Below are 20,791 nucleotides of genomic sequence, written 5' to 3' on the forward strand. Positions count from 1 at the left end.
TGAGTTGCTTCACCCGGGGCGCCGGCATGGGGGTGCCAGCCAACCGGGGTCATTGCCGTATCAATCGGGCCAATCGGACCGCCATCCAGTCGACCGTCCCGGGTTACGTCTGCGGCCCCGGGGCCGGTACAACCAGCTGAGATCACCGTTGCGCCTCTCGCCTCCGCCGGCCGGCGCCCTCGGCGCCCGCCGCGTCCTGCTCGCTGGTGCCGTCGCTGTCGGCGGCCAGACCGTCCCGGCCGAGCAGGTACTGCTCGACGAGATGGTTCCAGTCACAACCGAGGCACACCTCCACCACGAAGACCTGGAACTCACGCAGCGTCATCGCCAGCACTGGCAACTCGGCAAGTGTCCGGGCCTGCCCGGCGGACTGCTTGAGTTCGTCACCGTAAATGTAGTGGACGAGGGTCAGGTTTTCGCTGCGGCAGATCGGGCAGCGCCGGTCGGTCGGCTCGCCATGGAACCGAGCGGCGTTCTTCAGGTACGGCGACGCGTCGCAGACGTCGTACGTGCCGACTCGGCCGGCCAGGAGCTCACGCAGCACCGCTCGCTTCTGAAGCGAGTAGTCGACGACCTGGCGCTGCGTACGCATGCGGAGAAGGGTACGCGGTCCGGCCCGAGCAGGCGACCGCGCTCACAATCCGTGACGACGACATCTCGGAACGGGGGTTTGCCCCGGCCCGCGCGACCCGCTAACGTGCGATGTATCGGTCCGATACATCGCGGCGGTTATCACTCCACGCCGGAGGGTAAAGAGAGGGTGGCCCCGTGCTCGAGTTCGCCATCCTCGGCCTCCTGCAGGAGTCTCCGATGCACGGCTATGAGCTGCGCAAGGAGCTGACCGCCAAACTCGGCGCGATCCGGGCGGCGATCAGCTACGGCTCGCTCTACCCCACGCTACGCAGGCTGCAGGCGGCGGGATGGATCACCGAAGCTGCTGAGACGCCCGCCACTGCCGAGGAGGTTCCCGCGCTGACCAGCCGACGAGGTCGGGTGGTCTACAAAATCACCGCGGAAGGCAAGGAACGCTTCGCCCAGCTGATCGCACAGGCCGGGCCCGAGACGTACGACGACACGGGCTTCGGGGTGCACTTCGCGTTCTTCGCCCGGACCGACCAGGCGACCCGACTGCGCATTCTGGAGGGTCGCCGCCGCAAGATCGAGGAGCGTCGCGAAGGGCTTCGTGACGTGCTGGGCCGGGCGGCCGAGCGCCTCGACGCTTACACGCTGGAACTGCAGCGCCACGGTCTTGATGCCTGTGAGCGCGAGGTCCGCTGGCTGGAGGAGCTCATCGCCAACGAGCGCTCCGGCCGAGCCCCGACGGTCCCTAACACAGGGACAGCCGGCGGCCGACGAGAAGACAACAGCCCGCCTCCGCCTGGAGAGACCAGGAATGAGCGGCCGTGACAGAAAAGAAGGAGGCAGACGCTATGGGCTCCGTCCGCGTCGCCATCGTCGGTGTGGGTAACTGCGCCTCGTCCCTGGTTCAGGGCGTCGAGTACTACCGGAATGCCGACCCGAACGACCGCGTCCCGGGTCTCATGCACGTCGCCTTCGGCGACTACCACGTCAACGCCGTGGAGTTCGTCGCGGCATTCGACGTGGATGCCAAGAAGGTCGGCATGGACCTCGCGGAGGCGATCGTCGCCAGCGAGAACAACACCATCAAGCTCTGCGACGTGCCGCCGACCGGCGTGACGGTGCAGCGCGGTCCGACCTTCGACGGTCTGGGCCAGTACTACCGCGAGATCGTCGAGGAGTCGGACGCCACCCCGGTCGACGTGGCGCAGGCGCTGCGTGACGCGCAGGTCGACGTCGTCGTCTGCTACCTCCCGGTCGGCTCCGAGCAGGCCGCCAAGTTCTACGCCCAGGCCGCGATCGACGCCGGCTGCGCGTTCGTCAACGCCCTGCCGGTCTTCATCGCCTCGGACCCCGAGTGGGCCCAGAAGTTCACCGACGCCGGCCTGCCGATCGTCGGTGACGACATCAAGAGCCAGGTCGGCGCCACCATCGTGCACCGCGCCCTCGCGAAGCTCTTCGAGGACCGTGGCGTCGAGCTGCTGCGCACGTACCAGCTCAACTTCGGCGGCAACATGGACTTCATGAACATGCTGGAGCGCAAGCGCCTGGTCTCGAAGAAGATCTCGAAGACCCAGTCGGTCACCTCGCAGATCCCGCACGAGATGAGCAAGAGCGACGTGCACATCGGCCCGTCGGACCACGTGCCGTGGCTGGACGACCGCAAGTGGGCGTACATCCGCCTGGAGGGCCGTTCGTTCGGTGACACCCCGCTCAACGCCGAGCTCAAGCTCGAGGTGTGGGACTCCCCGAACTCGGCCGGCGTCATCATCGACGCGGTCCGGGCCGCGAAGATCGCCCTGGACCGGAAGATCGGCGGCCCGATCCTGTCGGCCTCGTCGTACTTCATGAAGTCCCCGCCGGTGCAGTACGCCGACCACGACGCCCACCAGGCCGTCGAGGAGTTCATCGCCGGTGAGGTCACGCGCTGACCCGCTGAACACCAACAGCATCGGCGAGGGCCGGGTCCGAACGGACCCGGCCCTCGCCGCGTCTCAAGCGTTCATCTCGAGGTACGGAGACAGCCGCAGCGCCAGTTCGTCGACCGAATCGATCTCACCGCTGGCCAACGCGTCGGTGAGCGCCATCCGCTCCTTGGCCGGCATGCGTAGCGTCACCCCGCAACGGATCAGGAAGATCCGCATCGCTGCCCAGGCCAGGCCTGCGTTCCACGTGTCGAGCGGACGCCAGATCATCAATCCGTGCATCAACGCCGCCGCCCTGTCCAGCACGGTTGGGTAGACGGCCTGCCCCAGGATCCGTGCGTGTGGGCGGACCGCCGCAGCGACGAGGATGCCGCCGTCCCGGAGGCGCCTGCCTCGAAATGTGTAGCGATCGTCACGTGTTCATCTCCGGCGCGTCGGCCAGGCGACGGCAACAGTCACCGGTCTAGGACCACGCGTGCCGCAGGGCGACAGCGGCTTCCAACTCCAGCAGCTTGATCTTGCGCGGTAGGCCCCCACCGAAGCCGACCAGCTTGCCGCCCGCGCCGACGATCCGGTGACACGGCACGATCACCGGGATCGGATTGCGGTTGCAGGCCACTCCGACCGCCCGTGCCGCCCCGGGATCGCCGACCAGGCGCGCCACCTCCCCGTAGGTCAGCGTCTGCCCGTACGGAATCCGCGTCATCTCGCGCCACACGGCGCGCTCGAAGTCGGAGCCGCGTGGCGGCGACACCGGGACGGTGAACCCGGTCAGCTCACCGGCGAAGTACGCCCGCAGCTCGGTCACGGCCTGCCGGGACAGCGCGTCGTCGGGTGTATCGGAGGCTGCCTCGACCCGGCCGAAATGCGCACCGCAGACGCTGGTGTCGTCGGTGGCGACGGAGAACTCACCGATCGGTGCGTCGAGCACGGTCCAGCGCATCCACCCATTCTCCCTGTCGCGGACTCGTTCGCCGGCGCGGCTACCAGCGCCGGGCCGAGTGCCACCGCTCGGCGGCCCGGATTGCCTCCGCCGTCCGCTCGGCGCGGGTGGGCGCTGCCCTTTTCGATCACCGTCAGCGACCCGGCAGCGGTAGATCATCGTGCCCTCTCGCCGGCCCGTTCGGCGTTGCGCGGCGTCGATACCGTCAAGGCCGTGGCAACGGGGACGCTCATCTTTCTGATCATCGGCGGGGCGGGCATCGGTGTGCTCGCGCTCGCCCTGCTCGGCACCGAGCTGCTCCAGTTCGGGCACGCCGACGTGGACGGGCCGATCTCGGTCGAGACGGTCGCCGGCTTCGCCGGGGCGTTCGGGTTCGGCGGCGCCATCGTCAACGAACTGCTCGGTGCGCGTACCCCCGGCATGGTCGTCGGTGCGGTGGTCGGTGGTGTGCTCGCGGCCGTGCCCACCGGATGGCTGGCGTCCCGCCTGAGCCGGGCGGCGCGCAACATGCGCACCGACGCCACCCCCACCCGTGACGACCTGGTCGGCGCGCTCGGCCTGGTCGTCACCCCGGTGCCCGCCAACGGGTACGGCGAGGTCCGCATTCGCCTCGCCGGCCAACCGGTCAAGCTCAGCGCCCGTGCGGACCAACCGATCCCGATCGGCGCCCAGGTCTTCGTCGTGCAGGCGCTCAGCGAGACCAGCGTGCACGTCGAGACCTACTGATCAACCCCCTCGTAGACGGGACTGCTCATATGGCACTACTCATCGCCATCGGCGGCGCGGTTCTCCTCGCGCTCATCCTGGTGCTCTTCGTGCTCTCCCGGATCAAGGTGGCCGGGCCGAACGAGGCGTTCATCGTCACTGGCCGCAAGGGTCGCACCACGCAGACCGCCGACGGTGGGCGGTCCACCGACACCTCCGGGCAGAAGGTCGTGCTCGGCGCTTCGGTCTTCGTGCTGCCGGTGGTGCAGAAGCTCCAGTCCCTGGACCTGTCCAGCCGACGGATCGACGTCGGCATCCGGGGCGCGGTGAGCAAGCAGGGCATCCGCGCCGACCTGCACGGGGTGGCGATCGTCAAGGTCGGTGGCACCGAGGACGCTATCCGGGCCGCCGCCCAACGGTTCCTGCACCAACAGGACGAGATCGACAACTTCACCCGGGAGGTGCTGGCCGGCGCGCTGCGCTCGATCGTCGGCCGGCTCACCGTCGAGGAGGTCATCCGGGACCGGGCGGCGTTCGCCAGCGCGGTGGCCGAGGAGGCCGAGCACTCGATGACCAACCAGGGTCTGGTGCTGGACACCTTCCAGCTCCAGGACATCCTCGCCGAAGGCTCCTACCTGCAGGACCTGGGCCGCCCCGAGGCCGCCCGGGTGCTCAAGGACGCGGCGATCGCCGAGGCGCGGGCCCGGCAGCAGGCCGAGCAGGAGCGGCTGCTCGCCGAGGAGGCCATCGCCGAGGCGAACCGGAACCTGGCCCTCAAGCAGGCCGGTATCCAGGCCGAGATCGACGCCGCGAAGGCGAAGTCCGCGGCGGCCGGCCCGCTCGCTCAGGCCGAGCGGGACCAGGCGATCCTCTCCGAGCAGCAGAAGGTGGCCGAGCGCAACGCCGAACTCAAGCAGCGCCAACTCGACACCGAGGTTCGTAAGCCGGCCGACGCCGCCCGGTACAAGGTGGAACAGGAGGCCGAGGCGTCCCGTAACGCGGCGGTGCTGCACGCCGACGCGCAGCGTCAGTCCGTCATCGCCGCCGCGCAGGCCTCCGCCGAGCAGGCCCGCCTCACCGGTGAGGGTGAGCGGGCCCGGCGGGCCGCGCTCGCCGAGGCGAACGCCATCGAGGGCGCCAAGGAGGGTGAGGCCGAGCAGCGTCGGCGCTCCGCGATCGCCGAGGCGGTGGAGCGGGAGGGTCAGGCCGAGGCCGCGGCCATCCTGGCGAGGGGTGAGGCCGAGGCGGACGCGATGGCGCGCAAGGCCGAGGCGTTCGCCGCGTACGGCGAGGCGGCTGTGCTGGACCTGCTGGTCAAGGTGCTGCCGCAGGTCGTCGAGGCGGCCAGTGCGCCGATCGGCGCGATCGACAAGATGACGGTGATCTCCACCGACGGTGCCTCGTCGCTGACGAAGTCGGTGGCCGGCAACGTGGCCCAGGGCCTCCAGCTCGGCAGTGACCTGACCGGGATCGACCTGGCCGGCTTGCTGGCCCGGCTCGGCTCGGCGTCAACGCCCGGCGGCAACGGCGTCTCGACCGGCAAGGGCACCCCGGCCGTGGACGGGACCGCCGTCGAGACCCGCTGACGCCGTACGCCGATGGGCGCCGTTCCCGGTTCGGGGGCGGCGCCTGTCAGATCCACTCGGGTTACCGGAATCCGGGGTGTCCTGGCGATCGGGACACCCCGGTTTTCGTGAAACCGAGTCGATCACGGCCAGGCGGCGGCCTGCTGGAGCTAGTCGACCAGGCCCTCGGCGCGCGCCCAGCGCAGCAGTTCCGCCTCGGCGGCGTCGCGGTCCAGCGGGCCGCGCTCGAGGCGCTGCTCCTTGAGGTGCTTCCACGCCCGGCCGACCACCGGCCCCGGCGGTACGCCGAGCAGCTCCATGATCGCGTTGCCGTCCAGGTCGGGTCGGACCCGCGCCAGGTCCTCCTCGGCGGCGATCCGGGCGATCCGGTCCTCCAGCGCGTCGTAGTCGGCCGCGAGCTGGGCAGCTTTGCGCCGGTTGCGGGTGGTGCAGTCCGAGCGGGTCAGCTTGTGCAGGCGGGGCAGCAGGTCACCGGCGTCGGCGACGTAGCGGCGCACCGCCGAGTCGGTCCACTCGCCCCGCCCGTACCCGTAGAAGCGCAGGTGCAGCGCGACAAGCGCGGTCACCTTCGCGGTGACCTCCTTCGGGTACCGCATCGCCTTCATCCGGGCCTTGGTCAGCCGGGCGCCGACCACCTCGTGGTGGTGGAAGCTGACCCGGCCGTCGGACCCGACCGCCTTCGTCGCCGGCTTGCCGACGTCGTGCAGGAGGGCGGCCATCCGCAGGATGAAATCGCAGCCCTCCTCCTCGTAGGAGACCGCGTTCTCGACGACCGTCAACGTGTGCTCGTAGACGTCCTTGTGCTGCGCGTGCTCGTCGATCTCCAGCTTCAGCCCGGTCAGCTCCGGCAGGAACCGCTCGGCCAGCCCGGTGTCCACCAGCAGCCGCAGCCCGGTGATCGGGTCCGCGCCGCAGAGCAGCTTGGTGAACTCGTCGCGGACCCGCTCGGCGGTGATCCGGTCCAGGTCGGCGGCCATCTCGGTCATCGCCAGATGCACGTCCGGATGCACCGCGAACCGCAGCTGGGCGGCGAACCGGGCGGCCCGCAGCATCCGCAACGGGTCGTCGCCGAACGACTCAGCCGGCGTGCTCGGGGTACGGATCACCTTGGCCGAGAGGTCGGCCAGCCCGCCGTGCGGATCGGTGAACCGGTGGTCCGGCAGGCTGACCGCCATCGCGTTGATGGTGAAGTCGCGCCGCTTCAGGTCCTCGTCGAGGCTGGTGCCGTACACCACCACCGGGTTGCGGCTGACCTGGTCGTACGACTCCGCACGGAATGTGGTGATCTCCAGCCGGAGGCCGTCGCGCTGAGCACCGATGGTGCCGAACTCCCGACCGGTCTCCCAGATCGACTCGGCCCAGCCCTTGATGATCCGCAGGGTCTCGTCGGGGTGCGCGTCGGTGCAGAAATCGAGGTCGTCGCCGAGTCGACCGAGCAGGGCATCCCGCACCGAACCACCCACCAGGTGCAGTTCGTGACCGGCGCGAACGAAGCGGCGGCCCAACTCGTCGGCGACCGGGGAAACCCGGAGCAGTTCGGCGACGGCGTTGCGCTGCGCGGCGGTGAGTTCGCGGCGGTCGGCGGCGTGAGGAGCGGAGGCTTCGGACATGGGATCGCCAGCTTATCGGTCCGGGGTGTGATCAGATCCGCCGGGCGCGGGTAACGGGTGCGGGTTGACTATGGTCTGTGGCGTGCGGGTCGGTGTCCGACCCGACGTACCCCTGGGAGGCTGGAGATGAGCGGCGGGCTCTACCGCAGCGCCAACGCCGCGAACGACGGCGACCCTGGCATCCGTCCCGGGGACGGCGCCACCTTCATCTCCGCGGAGCCGCTGAACCAGCCGGCCATGGAGTCGACCGCGCCGCCGCAGGAGCAGGTGGGCGAGGCGAGCGCGGCGACCAACAGCGCGGTGATGGCGATCGGCAGCCTGGTCAGCCGGGGTACTGGTTTCCTACGGACCCTGGTGCTGACGGCCGCGCTCGGTGGCGCGCTGGTCGGTGACGCCTACACCACCGCGCAGATCCTGCCCGGAATGGTCTACGAGTTCCTCCTCGGCGGAATCCTCACCAGCGTGCTGATCCCGGTGCTGGTCCGTCGGCGCAAGGTCGACACCGACGGCGGCCAGGCGTACGCCCAGCGGCTGTTGACCCTGGCGGTGGTCACCCTGGCGGTGGCCGCGCTGGTCGCGGTGGCCGCCGCGACGCTGCTGACCCAGCTCTACACCAGCGACAACCGCGGACCGGATTACCAGGACCTGGTCACCAAACTGTCGTACCTGATGTTGCCGATGATCTTCTTCACCGGCCTCAGCGCGCTGGTCAGCGCGGTACTCAACACCCGGGGTCACTTCGCCGCCCCGATGTGGGCGCCGATCCTCAACAACATCGTGGTGATCGCCACCGCCGGCCTCTACATCGCGATCTTCGGTGCGGAGATCGTGAAGCCGGACGAGATGACCACCGGGCGGATTCTCCTGATCAGCGGTGGCACCCTGCTCGGTGTCGCGATCCAGGCCGCCGGCCTGCTGCCGGCGCTGCGCAAGGTCGGCTTCCGATGGAAGCTCCGCTTCGACTTCCGCGCGCTCGGCCTGCGTGAGCTGGGCCGGCTCGGTGGCTGGATGTTCTGCTACGTGGCGGTCAGCCAGGTCGGCCTGATCGTGCTGTTCAACCTGCTCAACCGGGCGGGCGACGGGGACGCCGGCGCCCTGATCTACAACAACGTCTTCCTGCTGCTGATGATGGCGCACGGCATCATCGCCGTCTCGATCATCACCGCGTTGATGCCCCGGATGAGCGCCGCCGCCGCCGACGGCCGCTACGCCGACGTGGCCGCCGACCTGTCCCGGGGCACCCGGACGGTCTCCGCGGTGCTCGCTCCGATCGCCGTCTGCTACGCCGTGCTCGCCACCCCGCTGGCGGTGGTGCTGTTCCGCTACGGTGCGTTCAGCGACGAGAACGCCGCCGACACCTCGCTGGTGCTGCTGCTGGCCGCGCTCGCTCTGGTGCCGTTCGCGATCAGTCAGCTCTTCACCTTCGCCTTCTACGCCCTGCCGGACACCCGCACCCCGGCGTTGATCAACATTCCGGTCGTGGCGCTGCGGATCGGCGTGCAGATCGTGCTGTTCGCCGCGTTCGCCGCCCACTTCGCAGCGGCCGGGATGATGATCGGTAACGCTGTCTCGTATCTGGCGGCGGCGATCGGCTCCGCCTGGCTGCTCCGTCCGCGCGTCGGCCGGATCGGGCTGGGCCACATCATGCGCACCCTGGGCCGGGTCCTGGTCGCCGCGCTCGGCGCCGCGCTGGTCGGCCTGCTCGTGATCAACCTGCTGCCCGGCGGTGACCGGCCAAGTTGGATACAGGCTGTCGTGCAGCTCGTGATTGGCGGCGTGGTGATCGGCGGGACCTACCTGGGTCTGGCCATGGTGCTGCGGATCGGGGAGATCACCGAGGTGGTCGGAATGGTTCGCCGCCGCCTCGGTCGCTGAATGTCAGCAGTTGATTACAACAAGTTGGCACTCATACGGATCGTGACCACGGATCACCAGGCTGGGGATGCTTCTGTGGATAACTCCGCGATTCGCCGGTCAACCACCGCTTCAGCCTGTGGATAACCAACCGTACGGCTGAGCGTGGCGAACCGATCGGTGGGAACGTACGAGGCAGCGCGAGCGCCAGGCCGGCCCAGCCCCGGCTTCGGTCACTTGCGGTGAAGCCGTAGATTAGCTAGTACATGTGCCAGCAACGTAGCTGACAACGGTCGTAACCGGACGACTTCTCCGACTGCCGGAACCCCGCCAGTTAGAGCGGGAAGATGACATGTCGGAGAGACGGGCAACCCGGGTAAGGTCGCTCTCGACGGGTACGGCAGGGGCCGACGCTGGGCGTCGACACCGGTCGGCCGGTTCCTTCAACGGCAGAGCGGGAAGCCACATGCCCAGCAGTTCGGGTTCATCGATCGACACGATCACCGAGGGAGGACGGGTGACCCAGGTCGGCGAGGGTCAGGAGGCGGACGAAAGCGCTCCTCCGGTCATGACCTTCGGTGCTCCCACGGCCGGTGAAGTCCTCGCCGAGCGGTACGAACTGGTTGAGCACATCAACAACGACAGTGCGGGTCGGCTGGTCTGGCGCGGGGTCGACGTCATCCTGCGTCGTCCCGTTGCCGTGGTGCTGCGCTACCCGGGTGGCGACTCCGCCACCGAGATGCTTCAGGCCGCCGTCGCGGCCAGCCGGGTCATCCACCCCAACCTGGTCGGCGTCTACGACGCGATCGACGAGGCCGACCGGGCGTACGTGGTGCGCGAGTGGGTCGACGGGCAGTCGCTGCGGGATCTGACCACCGACGGCCCCCTGGACCCGGCTCGGGCCACCGCCATCGGCAACGCCGTCGCGAGCGCGCTCGCCGCTGTGCACGCCACCGGCATGGTGCACGGCAACGTCCACCCCGGCACCGTCATGATCAGTGACGAGGGCCGCGTGGTCCTGGCCGACGCCCGCACCGACGGCGCCGACAGCCAGGAGAACGACATCCGGGCGGTCGGCGGCATCCTCTACTTCGCGCTGACCGGCTCCTGGCCGCACGCCGAGGCACCGCTACGGGGTGCCACCGCCGGCCACGGCCGCGCCGCCATCCCGGACGCTGTCCGGGACGCCGCGGGTGCCATCGCGGCACCCCGCCAGGTTCGGGCGGGCGTCCCGGCGTACCTGGACGACCTGACCATGGATCTGCTCGACGCCGAGATCGCGCCGCCGTCGTCCGACGTGCTGGCCGCCGAGTTGGCGCGACTGGACGTGCCGGCCGAGGACGAGCACTACCTCGACAACAGCGGCCCGCTGCGGTTCGCCGCCGAGACCGGGGAGGAGCCGTCGCCGCTGGCCGCGGCCGGCGGTCGCAAGGTCGCCGTCGGTATCGCCGGCCTGCTGGCCGTCGCCCTGGTCGGCCTGCTAATCGGGATCATCGCGCTGGGCGGTGACGACGATGACCCGCAGTCCAACCCGGTGGCCGCGCCGACCTCCAGCGCCCCGGCCGGCGACGCCACCCCGGCCGCCGTCACGGCTCGCAAGCTGGCCGTGAAGGACGTCCGGATCATCGACCCGGACAGCAAGGACCGCACCGAGGTGAAGAACGCCGAGCGGGTCATCGACGGTGACGAGGACAAGGGCTGGGAGACCGAGACGTACGTCAACAAGCCCAACTTCGGCAACCTGAAGAAGGGCATGGGCGTCTGGATCGACCTCGGCGAGCCGCACACCGTCAAGTCGGTGCAGGCGGTGCTGTCGGCAACCGGTGCGTCCGCCCAGCTGCTCGCCGGCACCACCAACCCGCCGTCCAGCAGCAACGGCGACAAGCAGTTGGTGGCGGCCTACAAGACCGCCATCGGCCAGCCGTTCGAGGACCACGACGGCACCACCATGACGTTCAACGGCTTCGACGCCGACACGAAATACCAGTACCTGCTGTTCTGGATCACCGAGCTGCCGCCGACCGATGACGGTTTCAAGCTGGGGGTGCAGGAGATCACGGTCCAGGGGTCGTGAGCCGGTCCGGGCACCGCACCCGCTGGACGCGGTGATGGACGGGCGTGCCGCCGCACCGGACCTGGAGCTGTTGCGCGCGCACGTCGCCGGTGACCGGGACGCCTTCGCCGAACTGTTCCACCGGCACCGCGACCGGTTGTGGGCGGTGGCCCTGCGGACGCTCGGCGACCGCGAGGAGGCAGCCGACGCACTCCAGGACGCCCTGCTGTCGGCACATCGGGCGGCGGCCCGGTTCCGCGGTGACTCCGCCGTCACGACCTGGCTGCACCGGATCGTGGTCAACGCCTGCCTGGACCGGATCCGCCGCCGGCAGGCGCACCCCACCGTGCCGCTGCCGGACGGCAACCGCGCGGATGACGGATCGGGCACCGGCCGGTCGGAGCCGGCGGCACCGGCGACGGACCATGACACCGTGCTGGTGGTCCGCGAGGCACTCGCCGCGCTGCCCGTCGAGCAACGCGCCGCGCTGGTCCTGGTCGACGTGCAGGGCTATCCGGTGGCCGAGGTAGCCCGCATCCTCGGCGTCGCCGAGGGGACGGTGAAGAGCCGGTGTGCCCGGGGCCGGGCACGGCTGGCCGTGCTGCTCGGGCATCTCCGCCCCGATGCCGTCGCGACGTCTTCGGCCCGACCGGACCCGACCGCCCCGGTCACCGGCGTGCCCGGCGTCACGCCGGGGAACCCCGGCCCGGTGGAGGGCGTCGGATCGAGGTCAGGCCGGTACCGGCGGGACGCCAACCAGGAGGACACGTGACGACCGAGGGGTTCCGGGAGGTCGACGTCGACCTCCTCGCCGACTACCTCGGCGGGGCGTTGGACGGCACTCCGCAGCAGGACGAGGTCGCCCAGTTGGTTTCCGCGGACCCGTCCTGGGCCGAGGCGTACGCGCTGCTGGCCCCTGCCGTGACCGAGGTCCGGGCGGACCTGACCCGCTGGGCCGAGCCGTCCCCACAGATGCCGCCGGCGATCACCGACCGGCTGCTGGCCGCGCTGGCCTCCGCGCAGCCGACGAACGACACCTCGACCGGGGAGGCCCACGCCGCCGCGCCGAGCGTCGATCCGGACGGCGGCGCGGCGACGCCCGTGGTCGTACCGACGCAGGGCGGTGCCGGTCGCCGGCCGGCTGTCCCCACGCTCGCCGGTGCGGGGCGCGGGGCGTCCACCGGTCCGGGTCGCCGCCGGCGCGGCTGGGCCCGCCGTGGCGCACCCGTGGCCGCTGCCGCGATCGCCGTGATCGCCGTCGCCCTGGGCCTCAACCAGCTGTCGATGAGTGCGTCGGACGACTCCGCCGGCACCACCGCCATGGATCGGCCGGCCAGCGCGCCCGAGGGCGTCGCGGGGGCCGGGACGGCCCGAACCACCGGGCCGGCGCTGCGCAGTGGTACGAACTACACCCCGCAGACCCTCGGCAACGCCTACGACACCGGCTCGCCGAGGACACCCGCCACCAGCCGGGCGACCGGCAAGGGCGAGCAGCCGGGGGTGGATGCCGAGGGCGAACGCCGGCCCTCTCCCGACGGGTCGGACCAGTTGGCCCGGCTGACCGACGAGGCCGCCCTGACCAGTTGTCTGGCGAGCGTCGCGGCGGAGCACGGATCGGCGCCACTGGTGATCGAGGTGATCGACTACGCCCGCTTCCAGGGTGACCAGGCGCTGGTCATTCGCTTCACCGATGCCACCGGAGCCCGGTGGGCCTGGGTGAGCGGCCCGGAGTGCGGAGTGCCCGGGTCCGGCTCGGACAGCAGGTATTCGGCGCGGGTAGGGTGAATCCACGGTCGATGGCACGATGACCGCTCACGTGACCTGACCCACCGGATGCCCGGCTCGGGAATCCCCGGTTCGTACGATGACGTTCTGGAAGTCAGCTGCCGGCCCCACCCAGGCGTCGGCAACTCGGATCGGCATCGGTGCTCGCGCCGACGCCGAACACACACAACTCGGGAGACGGCAGTGGACGAGGTCCGCAACCTGATCATCATCGGCTCCGGGCCGGCCGGCTACACAGCGGCGGTCTACGCCGCACGCGCCAATCTGAAGCCGCTGATCATTGAGGGCGTGCAGTCCGGTGGCGCGCTGATGACCACGACCGAGGTGGAAAACTTCCCCGGCTTCGCCGACGGCATCCTCGGCCCCGAGCTGATGGACAACATGCGCAAGCAGGCCGAGCGGTTCGGCGCCGAGTTCCTCACCGACGACGTGACCCGCGTCGAGCTGGTGGACACCGGCGACGCCGGCTCCGGCGCGGTGAGCACAGTCTGGGTTGGCGAGACCGCCTACCGGGCCCGGTCCATCATCCTCTCCACCGGTTCGGCGTGGCGTCCGCTGGGCGTACCCGGTGAGCAGGAATACCTGGGCCACGGTGTCTCCGCGTGTGCCACCTGTGACGGCTTCTTCTTCCGCAACCAGCACATCGTGGTGGTCGGCGGCGGCGACTCGGCGATGGAGGAGGCCACCTTCCTCACCCGTTTCGCCGATTCGGTGACGATCATCCACCGCCGCGACTCGTTCCGGGCCAGCAAGATCATGGCCGACCGGGCGCTGAGCAACGAGAAGATCAAGGTCGAGTGGAACAGCACCGTCGAGGAGATCCTCGGCGACGACGGCAAGGTCACCGGCGTCCGCGTTCGCAACGTGCACACCGGCGAGACCAAGGTGATGGACGTGACCGGCGTCTTCGTCGCCATCGGTCACGACCCTCGCAGCGAGCTGTTCCAGGGCCAGGTCGAGCTGGACGACGAGGGCTACGTGAAGGTCGAAGCCCCGAGCACCCGCACCAACGTGCCCGGTGTCTTCGCCGCCGGTGACGTGGTCGACCACACCTACCGACAGGCGATCACCGCGGCCGGCACCGGATGTGCCGCCGCGCTCGACGCCGAGCGGTTCATCGCGACGCTCAGCTGAACAACGAACACATCCCGGAGGAGGGGCATAGTGGGAACAACCAAGGCGGTCACGGACAAGAGCTTCGTCGCTGACGTGCTACAGGCCGACAAGCCGGTGCTGGTGGACTTCTGGGCGGAGTGGTGCGGGCCGTGCCGCAAGGTGTCACCGCTGCTCGAGGAGATCGCCCGGGAGATGGGTGACCAGGTCACCATCGTCAAGCTCAACATCGACGAGAACCCGGAGACCGCCCGGGCCTACCGGGTGATGTCGGTGCCGACGCTCACCGTCTTCAAGAACGGCCAGCCGGTGCAGTCGATCGCCGGTGCCAAGCCGAAGGGCGAGCTGGTCCGGCTCATCGAATCGGCCCTCTGACCAGCAGAAACTCACCCGAACCCCGTACCCGCTCGGCGGGTGCGGGGTTCGTCGTCTTCCCGGCCGCAGCGTCGACGTATTTCGCCGCCCCAGCCACCTCGCCGTCCCGGAGCGCATAGCCTCAAGCCTGGGCCGCCCGGCCAGCCAGTGTCGTGCAGAGGGGGTCGTGCGTGCGTCCGATCCGACCCGGTGACCGGGGACCCGCGGTCACGGAGATCCGTACCATCCTGACCGGCCTCGACCTGCTCGCCGCCGCCGGCCCGCACACCGACGAGTTCGACGTCGACACCGAGCGGGCGGTCCGCGCGTTCCAGCAGTCGCGAGGGCTCAGCGTGGACGGCCGGGTCGGAGCCGAGACCTGGCGCGCCCTGGACGCCGCCCGCTGGCGGCTCGGCGCCCGCACCCTCTACCACGCGGTCCCCGAGCCGCTCACCGGCGAGGACGTCCGGTCGCTGCAGGAGCGACTGCTGGAAATGGGGTACGACGTGGGCCGCGCGGACGCCATCTACGGTGTCCGGACGTCGCGGGCGGTGGCCCAGTTCCAACGCGAGGTCGGGCTCACCCCCGACGGCTCCTGCGGCCCACACACCATGAACGCGCTACGCCGGATCGGCCGCAAGGTGGTCGGTGGCCGCCCGCAGTGGCTCCGCGAATCCGACGCGATCCGGCAGTCCGGGCCGGCGCTGGTCGGCAAGACTGTCGTCATCGACCCGGGGCACGGGGGCACCGACCCCGGCATGGTGGTGCCCGACGGCTCGCTGCGCTGGACGGAGGCGGACCTGGTGCACGACCTGGCCAGCCGCCTGGAGGGGCGGCTTGCCGCCTCCGGGGTGCGGGTGCAACTCACCCGGGGCCCGTCGCCCGACAGTTGCCTGCCGGACGCCGAGCGGGCGCTGCTCGCCAACTCCCTCGGCGCCGACGTGTTCATCTCCCTGCACCTCGACGGCCACGCCAACCCGGACGCGGAGGGCGTGGCGACCTACCACTACGGCACCGACAACGGGGTGACCTCGGCGACCGGTGAACGTCTGGCCGGGCTGGTGCAGCGGGAGATCGTCGCCCGCACCGGGCTGCGGGACTGCCGTACCCACGCCAAGACGTGGGAGCTGCTGCGACTGACGCGGATGCCCGCCGTCCGGGTCGAGGTCGGCTACCTCACCTCGCCGACGGACCGCGCCCGCCTTGTCGATCCGCGGTTCCGGGACCGGGTGGTGGAGGCGATCGTGGCGGCGGTGCAGCGGATGTACTACCCCATCGAACGAGACGTCCCGACCGGATCGCTCGACGTCAGCGAACTGCGTGCCGTGGTGACCGCCGGCACCGTGATCGACTGATCCAATCCCAGGTCAGCCGTTGGTGGAGCGGGTGGCCGGGGCGGGACGGACCGGCCGGAGCAGCGTCTCCGGACTCATCGAGCCGAGCAGCTTCTCCAGCGCGTACTCGACGTCGGACTTCCAGCTCAACGCCGTCCGCAGCTCGAGGCGCAACCGAGGAAAACGCGGATGCGGACGTACGGTCTTGAAGCCCACGGAGAGGAAGAAATCGACAGGTGCCACGCAACCCCCGGCCGGGTCGTCAGCGTCGCCGAACTTGGCGTCGCCGAACGCCTCGATGGCCTTGATCCCCCGTTTGGTCAGATCCCGGGCGACACCCTGGACCAGCATCCGGCCCAACCCGCCGCCAGCGAACGCGGCGACCACGTTGGCGGTCATCAACAGTGCCGCGTCCGCGGAGACCGGTGAGGTCGGGAACGCCATCGAACGGGGCACGTAGGCGGGCGGGGCGTACATCACGAAGCCGGCCGGCATGCCGTCGACGTAGGCGAGCTTGCCGCAGGAGCCCCACTCCAGCAGCGTCTGGGAGACCCACGCCTCCTTCTCCAGGCCCGGGTCGCCGGCGGCGCAGGCCCGCTCCGCGGAGACCGGGTCGAGCTCCCAGTAGACGCACTGCCGGCACGGGCGCGGAAGGTCTTCCAACGTGTCGAGGGTCAGGCTGACCAGACGTCGCGACATATGGCGCATCCCCACAATAGGCTCGGTGGTGAGACCGGCATGGAACGACAGCGCCGCCTTCCTGCCCCCGACGAGCGATCGTACGCCGCCGATCGGCGGTACGGGAGGGGACGCGCAGATGCCCACCCCCGAGGGGGACGCCGACGAGGTCCGCCATGTGGTCGATCTGCCTCGGCCCGACCGCTGCGGGGCTGCGGCGGACTACGATCGACAATCGGTGTGCCCTCCGCCATGGTCAGCGGTGTGCGGGGTACCCAGGGCGGGAGCCACCCGAGCAGTGATCGAGGTGAGGTCATGACCGGCACGACACTCGACGACTACACCGACCGGTACGCCCGGCGGGTACGCGGGATGACCGCCTCCGAGATCCGAGCATTGTTCGCGGTGGCCAGTCGCCCGGAGGTCGTCTCGCTTGCCGGCGGCGCTCCGTACATCGCCGCCCTTCCGCTGGACGCGGTCGGCGAGATGCTCGGCCGGCTCGGCTCCGAGCACGGCGTGAGCACCCTCCAGTACGGCATCGGTCAGGGCACCCTCGAGCTGCGCGAGCGGATCTGCGAGGTGATGTCGCTCTCCGGCATCGACGCCGCGTGCGGCGCGTCCCCGGAGGACGTCGTGGTCACCGTGGGCGGGCAGCAGGCACTGGACCTGGTGGCCCGGCTCTTCCTCGACCCCGGTGACGTGGTGCTCGCCGAGGGGCCGACGTACGTCGGTGCGCTCGGCGTGTTCCAGGCCGCCCAGGCGCAGGTCGTGCACGTACCGATGGACGCGGACGGGCTGATCCCGGAGGCGCTGGAGACCGCCATCGCCGACCTGGCGCGGGCGGGCCAGCGGGTCAAGTTCCTCTACACGATCCCCACCTACCAGAACCCGACCGGCGTGACGCTCAGCGAGGAGCGCCGGGAACGGGTGCTCGACATCTGCGAGCGCGCCGGCCTGCTCGTCGTCGAGGACGACCCGTACGGTCAGCTGGGGTTCGAGGGTGAGGCCCCGGCCCCGTTGCGGGCCCGCCGCCGGGACGGCGTCTTCTACCTCAGCACGTTCTCCAAGACCTTCGCCCCGGGGCTGCGGGTCGGCTGGATCCTGGCGCCGCACGCGGTCCGCGACAAGCTGGTCATCGCCAGCGAGGCGCAGATCCTCTGCCCCAGCGGTTACGCCCAGGCCGCGGTGGCCACCTACCTGGGCACCATGCCGTGGCGACAGCAGCTCAAGGTCTACCGCGAGGTCTACCGGGAGCGCCGGGACGCCCTGCTCGACGCGATGGCCGATCTGATGCCGGAGGGCACCAGCTGGACCACACCGACCGGCGGCCTGTTCGTATGGGCCACGCTGCCCGACGGGCTCGACTCGAAGGCCATGATGCCGCGCGCGGTCGCCGCCCGGGTCGCCTACGTCCCCGGCACCGGTTTCTACGCCGACGGCACCGGCACCGGCGCCATGCGGCTCAACTTCAGCTTCCCGCCGCCGGAGCGGATCCGCGAGGGCGTCCGCCGGCTGTCCGGTGTGATGGAGCAGGAGATCGCCATGCGCCGGGTCTTCGGTGCCGTGGGTGGCGCCGCCGGCCGGCGCGGCCGGGCCGGTTCCGACGTGCCCGGGCCCGACTTGGCATGATGCCGGCATGGGTACGACCGTCGAGCATCTCCTCGTGACCGAATCCGCCGTCTCGGCCGACCTCCGCGTCGTGGTGCTCGCGGGCGGGCTCTCCTACGAACGGGACGTGTCGCTGCGATCCGGTCGTCGGGTGCTGGACGCGCTGCGCGCCGTCGGCGTGGAGGCCGAGCTGCGCGACGCGGACGTGGCACTGCTGCCGGCGCTCGCGGCCGACCCGCCGGACGCGGTGGTGATCGCACTGCACGGCGCGACCGGCGAGGACGGCTCGCTGCGCGGGGTGCTGGATCTGTGCGACATCCCGTACGTCGGCTGCGACGCCCGGGCCTCCCGGGTCGCCTGGGACAAGCCCTCGGCCAAGGCCGTGCTCCGCGAGGCAGGCATCCCCACCCCGGACTGGGTGGCGCTTCCACACGACCGCTTCTCCGAGCTGGGCGCGGTCGCCGTCCTGGACCGGATCGTCGACCGTCTCGGGTTGCCCCTGATGGTCAAGCCGGCGCAGGGCGGGTCCGGGTTGGGTGGGGCGGTGGTCCGGGACGCTGCCGCGCTGCCCGCCGCCATGGTGGGCTGCTTCGCGTACGACTCCACGGCGCTGGTGGAGCGGTACGTGCCGGGGATCGATGTGGCGGTCTCCGTCGTCGACCTCGGCGACGGCCCACAGGCGCTGCCGCCGGTGGAGATCGTGCCCCGCAACGGCGTGTACGACTACGCCGCCCGCTACACCGCGGGGCGGACCACCTGGCACGCCCCGGCCAGGCTGGCCCCGGAGGTGGCAGCCACTGTCGCTGACGTGGCCCTCGCGGCGCACACCGCGCTCGGTCTCCGGGACCTCTCGCGCGTCGACGTGATCGTGGACGCGGCCGGCCAGCCCCACGTGCTGGAGGTCAACGTCTCGCCGGGCATGACGGAGACGTCCCTGCTTCCGCTCGCCGTGCAGGCGGCCGGGCTGGACTTCGGCCGGCTCCTGGGCACCCTGGTCGCCCGGGCGGCGGCCCGCCTCACCACTCACTGACCGACCCTCCAGCCCGTCGCGGCGAGCGCGGGCCGACCGTGCGGCTGACCCGGCGGGCCAACCGCACGGTCGGTTCCAGATCAGTGGCCCGCGCGCACGTCTGGTGTGTCGGTGCCGTTGGTGCGCGCTGCTGCGTCCGGATCGCTGGGGATGCTCGCCCTGCCGGCGTCCCCGGAGGCGCCGCCGTTGGCGAGGTCGGCCGGGATGGCGGGAGCCGAGCCGCTCTCGTCGGCGCGTGCGCCGGCCGTGCCGACGTGGGGCGCGTCCGCGCTTGCACCCGCCGGGCCGACGTGGAAACCGTCGCCCGACGTTCCCGCCGACGTGTCGCCGGGCGTTCCCGCCGGCTTGTCGGTGGACACTCCCGCCAGGCCGAGGTGAGATCCGTCGGTGGGCGTCCCCGCCGTGGCGGCGCTGTCGGGTGCGGTCCTGCCGGATGCGGCGCTCTCGGATGCGGTCCTGTCGAACGCCGCGCTGTTCGGTGCCGCGCTGTCGAACGCCGCGCTGCCGGGTGCGGCGGCGGTGGAGTCCCTGGCCGTGACGGCCGGGATATCGGGCGGGTTGGTGACGGGTGCGGTCCGAGCAGGTACAGCCGTCCGGCCGGCGACCGTGGTCGCCGTCGAGCCGGCACCGGCGTCAGCCTCCGGGACCGGTCCGACCGCCGGCCCGCTGTCGGCGTCGGCGTCAGCGTCGGCGTCAGCGGAACCGAACGAGGAGTCCCGCACCGGTTCCGGGATCTCCTCTGCCGCCTCGATGACCGAAACCGCGTCCGCGGCGGCTGCTGCCGCTGAGGCAGCCTCCGCTGCGGCGGCGGCGTCCGCGGCAGCCGACTGGGCCAGCAGACTGGACGGCGCCTGCCACTGGATGCGGGGTGGCTCGGCGAGCGGACGGCCACCGAACTCGGCGAGCCAGGCCGCTACCAGCGCCAGATTTTCCCGCCACTGCGCCTCGGAGATCGGCGGCAGGATCGAGTCCCACAGCGACAGGAACGTGCCCCGCAACTGGAGGCGACCGTACGGCCGAGCGAGGAACCACATGTGCAGGTGAGCGGAGCCGTCGCCCCAGCGGTTGACGTGCACCCGGGCCACGCCGTCGAGCGAGCGAATGGCCCGCTCCAGTCGTACGGTCATCACGCCCAGTTCGGCGGCCAACAGGTTCGGCAGGTCACCGAGGTCGAGGTGGGTCCGCGATTCCAGGATGAGCACCATGGGCAGACCGGTGGGCCGGTCCATGGCGCGTACCCGCCACCGCTCGCCCACCCAGATGTAGGCGTCGTCGGGGGCGTTGCAGGCGGTGCATTCCCGGAGACCCTCGCCCTTCCGGGGCGGTTCAACCGGGACCGGATCATCGAGCTGCTTCACGTGGAGGTCACCCTCGAAGGGAAATGACGGCCACTGGGTGAAGTCCGGGACTGAGGGAGGGGTGTCGTGCACGACGCTGACCCTAACCGAGTCTGGCATCGCTGTCCCCACCTGTTTGAGCGGTCCTGAGCCACCGGCTCATCGCCCCGCCGCCGCTCGGGGCCGAGTGGTCACACGGGCACCGAGAGGCGATATCCACAGGCTGCCGAGATCCTCAACACAGGGCGTCATCCACAGGCTCACACCCTCTCCCACGCGCTGTTTCACGTGAAACGA

General features: G+C 70.8%; 18 protein-coding genes and 1 pseudogene. 13 read left to right on the forward strand and 6 right to left on the reverse strand.

The window, feature by feature from the left end:
* Positions 1-142: 142 nt before the first annotated feature.
* Complete coding sequence (locus QSK15_RS00570) at positions 143-592, reverse strand: DUF5318 domain-containing protein (RefSeq protein WP_279517496.1); 450 nt, start codon at positions 590-592, stop codon at positions 143-145.
* 176 nt (positions 593-768) lie between these two features.
* On the opposite strand from QSK15_RS00570, the gene QSK15_RS00575 reads away from it, so the two are divergent.
* On the forward strand, positions 769-1,407 hold the full coding sequence (locus QSK15_RS00575) for a PadR family transcriptional regulator (protein WP_196920348.1): 639 nt from the start codon (positions 769-771) through the stop codon (positions 1,405-1,407).
* A 23-nt stretch (positions 1,408-1,430) separates the two neighbouring features.
* Positions 1,431-2,510, forward strand: a complete 1,080-nt coding sequence (locus tag QSK15_RS00580) for an inositol-3-phosphate synthase (protein WP_285792419.1) — start codon at positions 1,431-1,433, stop codon at positions 2,508-2,510.
* A 63-nt stretch (positions 2,511-2,573) separates the two neighbouring features.
* On the opposite strand, the gene QSK15_RS00585 is transcribed toward QSK15_RS00580, so the two are convergent.
* Together QSK15_RS00585 and QSK15_RS00590 are read right to left on the reverse strand one after the other, a co-directional pair.
* On the reverse strand, positions 2,574-2,810 hold the full coding sequence (locus QSK15_RS00585; protein WP_285792420.1) for a hypothetical protein: 237 nt from the start codon (positions 2,808-2,810) through the stop codon (positions 2,574-2,576).
* Between the two features lie 157 nt (positions 2,811-2,967).
* On the reverse strand, positions 2,968-3,447 hold the full coding sequence (locus QSK15_RS00590; RefSeq protein ID WP_285792421.1) for a methylated-DNA--[protein]-cysteine S-methyltransferase: 480 nt from the start codon (positions 3,445-3,447) through the stop codon (positions 2,968-2,970).
* A gap of 213 nt (positions 3,448-3,660) precedes the next feature.
* Between QSK15_RS00590 and QSK15_RS00595 the strand changes: the two genes are divergently transcribed.
* A complete protein-coding gene (locus tag QSK15_RS00595; RefSeq protein ID WP_285792422.1) occupies positions 3,661-4,173 on the forward strand; it encodes an NfeD C-terminal domain-containing protein in 513 nt (170 codons plus the stop codon).
* A 29-nt stretch (positions 4,174-4,202) separates the two neighbouring features.
* A complete protein-coding gene (locus QSK15_RS00600) occupies positions 4,203-5,738 on the forward strand; it encodes a flotillin family protein (protein WP_285792423.1) in 1,536 nt (511 codons plus the stop codon).
* A 149-nt stretch (positions 5,739-5,887) separates the two neighbouring features.
* Here the strand turns inward: QSK15_RS00600 and QSK15_RS00605 are convergent, their stop codons facing one another.
* Entirely contained in the window at positions 5,888-7,348 is a 1,461-nt protein-coding gene (locus QSK15_RS00605; RefSeq protein WP_285792424.1) for a CCA tRNA nucleotidyltransferase, read from the reverse strand.
* A gap of 126 nt (positions 7,349-7,474) precedes the next feature.
* Here QSK15_RS00605 and murJ point away from each other — a divergent pair, with 126 nt between their 5' ends.
* The 7 genes from murJ (at position 7,475) to QSK15_RS00640 (ending at position 15,862) form a co-directional block, all read left to right on the forward strand.
* Positions 7,475-9,223 (forward strand): murein biosynthesis integral membrane protein MurJ, encoded by a 1,749-nt coding sequence (murJ, locus tag QSK15_RS00610; protein WP_285792425.1) that lies wholly within the window; start codon positions 7,475-7,477, stop codon positions 9,221-9,223.
* 445 nt (positions 9,224-9,668) lie between these two features.
* Positions 9,669-11,276: a protein kinase family protein gene (locus tag QSK15_RS00615; protein WP_285792426.1), complete on the forward strand. Its 1,608-nt coding sequence runs from the start codon at positions 9,669-9,671 to the stop codon at positions 11,274-11,276.
* Between the two features lie 34 nt (positions 11,277-11,310).
* Positions 11,311-12,027: an RNA polymerase sigma factor SigM gene (gene sigM / locus QSK15_RS00620; RefSeq protein WP_285792427.1), complete on the forward strand. Its 717-nt coding sequence runs from the start codon at positions 11,311-11,313 to the stop codon at positions 12,025-12,027.
* Positions 12,024-13,040, forward strand: coding sequence for an RsmA family anti-sigma factor (locus tag QSK15_RS00625; protein WP_285792428.1), 1,017 nt, complete (start codon positions 12,024-12,026; stop codon positions 13,038-13,040). The genes sigM and QSK15_RS00625 overlap by 4 nt, the downstream gene beginning before the upstream one ends.
* 183 nt (positions 13,041-13,223) lie before the next feature.
* On the forward strand, positions 13,224-14,174 hold the full coding sequence (trxB, locus tag QSK15_RS00630) for a thioredoxin-disulfide reductase (protein ID WP_285792429.1): 951 nt from the start codon (positions 13,224-13,226) through the stop codon (positions 14,172-14,174).
* A 30-nt stretch (positions 14,175-14,204) separates the two neighbouring features.
* Positions 14,205-14,528, forward strand: a complete 324-nt coding sequence (trxA, locus tag QSK15_RS00635; protein WP_030331849.1) for a thioredoxin — start codon at positions 14,205-14,207, stop codon at positions 14,526-14,528.
* Positions 14,529-14,698: 170 nt separating this feature from the next.
* Positions 14,699-15,862, forward strand: a complete 1,164-nt coding sequence (locus QSK15_RS00640) for an N-acetylmuramoyl-L-alanine amidase (RefSeq protein WP_285792430.1) — start codon at positions 14,699-14,701, stop codon at positions 15,860-15,862.
* Between the two features lie 12 nt (positions 15,863-15,874).
* On the opposite strand, the gene QSK15_RS00645 is transcribed toward QSK15_RS00640, so the two are convergent.
* Complete coding sequence (locus tag QSK15_RS00645; protein ID WP_030331852.1) at positions 15,875-16,540, reverse strand: GNAT family N-acetyltransferase; 666 nt, start codon at positions 16,538-16,540, stop codon at positions 15,875-15,877.
* A gap of 294 nt (positions 16,541-16,834) precedes the next feature.
* Here QSK15_RS00645 and QSK15_RS00650 point away from each other — a divergent pair, with 294 nt between their 5' ends.
* Both QSK15_RS00650 and QSK15_RS00655 read left to right on the forward strand, forming a co-directional pair.
* Positions 16,835-18,148, forward strand: coding sequence for an aminotransferase-like domain-containing protein (locus QSK15_RS00650; protein ID WP_285792431.1), 1,314 nt, complete (start codon positions 16,835-16,837; stop codon positions 18,146-18,148).
* Between the two features lie 7 nt (positions 18,149-18,155).
* Positions 18,156-19,157, forward strand: coding sequence for a D-alanine--D-alanine ligase family protein (locus tag QSK15_RS00655; RefSeq protein WP_030331856.1), 1,002 nt, complete (start codon positions 18,156-18,158; stop codon positions 19,155-19,157).
* Between the two features lie 641 nt (positions 19,158-19,798).
* Here the strand turns inward: QSK15_RS00655 and QSK15_RS32570 are convergent.
* Positions 19,799-20,614 (reverse strand): annotated as a pseudogene (locus tag QSK15_RS32570) (hypothetical protein); the annotation flags it as partial.
* Positions 20,615-20,791: the final 177 nt, after the last annotated feature.

This window comes from Micromonospora sp. NBRC 107095 (genome assembly GCF_030269705.1).
GTDB lineage: Bacteria > Actinomycetota > Actinomycetes > Mycobacteriales > Micromonosporaceae > Micromonospora > Micromonospora parva.

Coding starts and splice junctions, on each gene's coding strand:
- QSK15_RS00570 (WP_279517496.1), bottom strand. CDS start 592: ATGCGTACGCAGCGCCAGGTCGTCGACTACTCGCTTCAGAAGCGAGCG.
- QSK15_RS00580 (WP_285792419.1), top strand. CDS start 1,431: ATGGGCTCCGTCCGCGTCGCCATCGTCGGTGTGGGTAACTGCGCCTCG.
- QSK15_RS00590 (WP_285792421.1), bottom strand. CDS start 3,447: ATGCGCTGGACCGTGCTCGACGCACCGATCGGTGAGTTCTCCGTCGCC.
- QSK15_RS00600 (WP_285792423.1), top strand. CDS start 4,203: ATGGCACTACTCATCGCCATCGGCGGCGCGGTTCTCCTCGCGCTCATC.
- QSK15_RS00605 (WP_285792424.1), bottom strand. CDS start 7,348: ATGTCCGAAGCCTCCGCTCCTCACGCCGCCGACCGCCGCGAACTCACC.
- murJ (WP_285792425.1), top strand. CDS start 7,475: ATGAGCGGCGGGCTCTACCGCAGCGCCAACGCCGCGAACGACGGCGAC.
- QSK15_RS00615 (WP_285792426.1), top strand. CDS start 9,669: ATGCCCAGCAGTTCGGGTTCATCGATCGACACGATCACCGAGGGAGGA.
- sigM (WP_285792427.1), top strand. CDS start 11,311: ATGGACGGGCGTGCCGCCGCACCGGACCTGGAGCTGTTGCGCGCGCAC.
- QSK15_RS00645 (WP_030331852.1), bottom strand. CDS start 16,540: ATGTCGCGACGTCTGGTCAGCCTGACCCTCGACACGTTGGAAGACCTT.
- QSK15_RS00650 (WP_285792431.1), top strand. CDS start 16,835: ATGACCGGCACGACACTCGACGACTACACCGACCGGTACGCCCGGCGG.
- QSK15_RS00655 (WP_030331856.1), top strand. CDS start 18,156: ATGGGTACGACCGTCGAGCATCTCCTCGTGACCGAATCCGCCGTCTCG.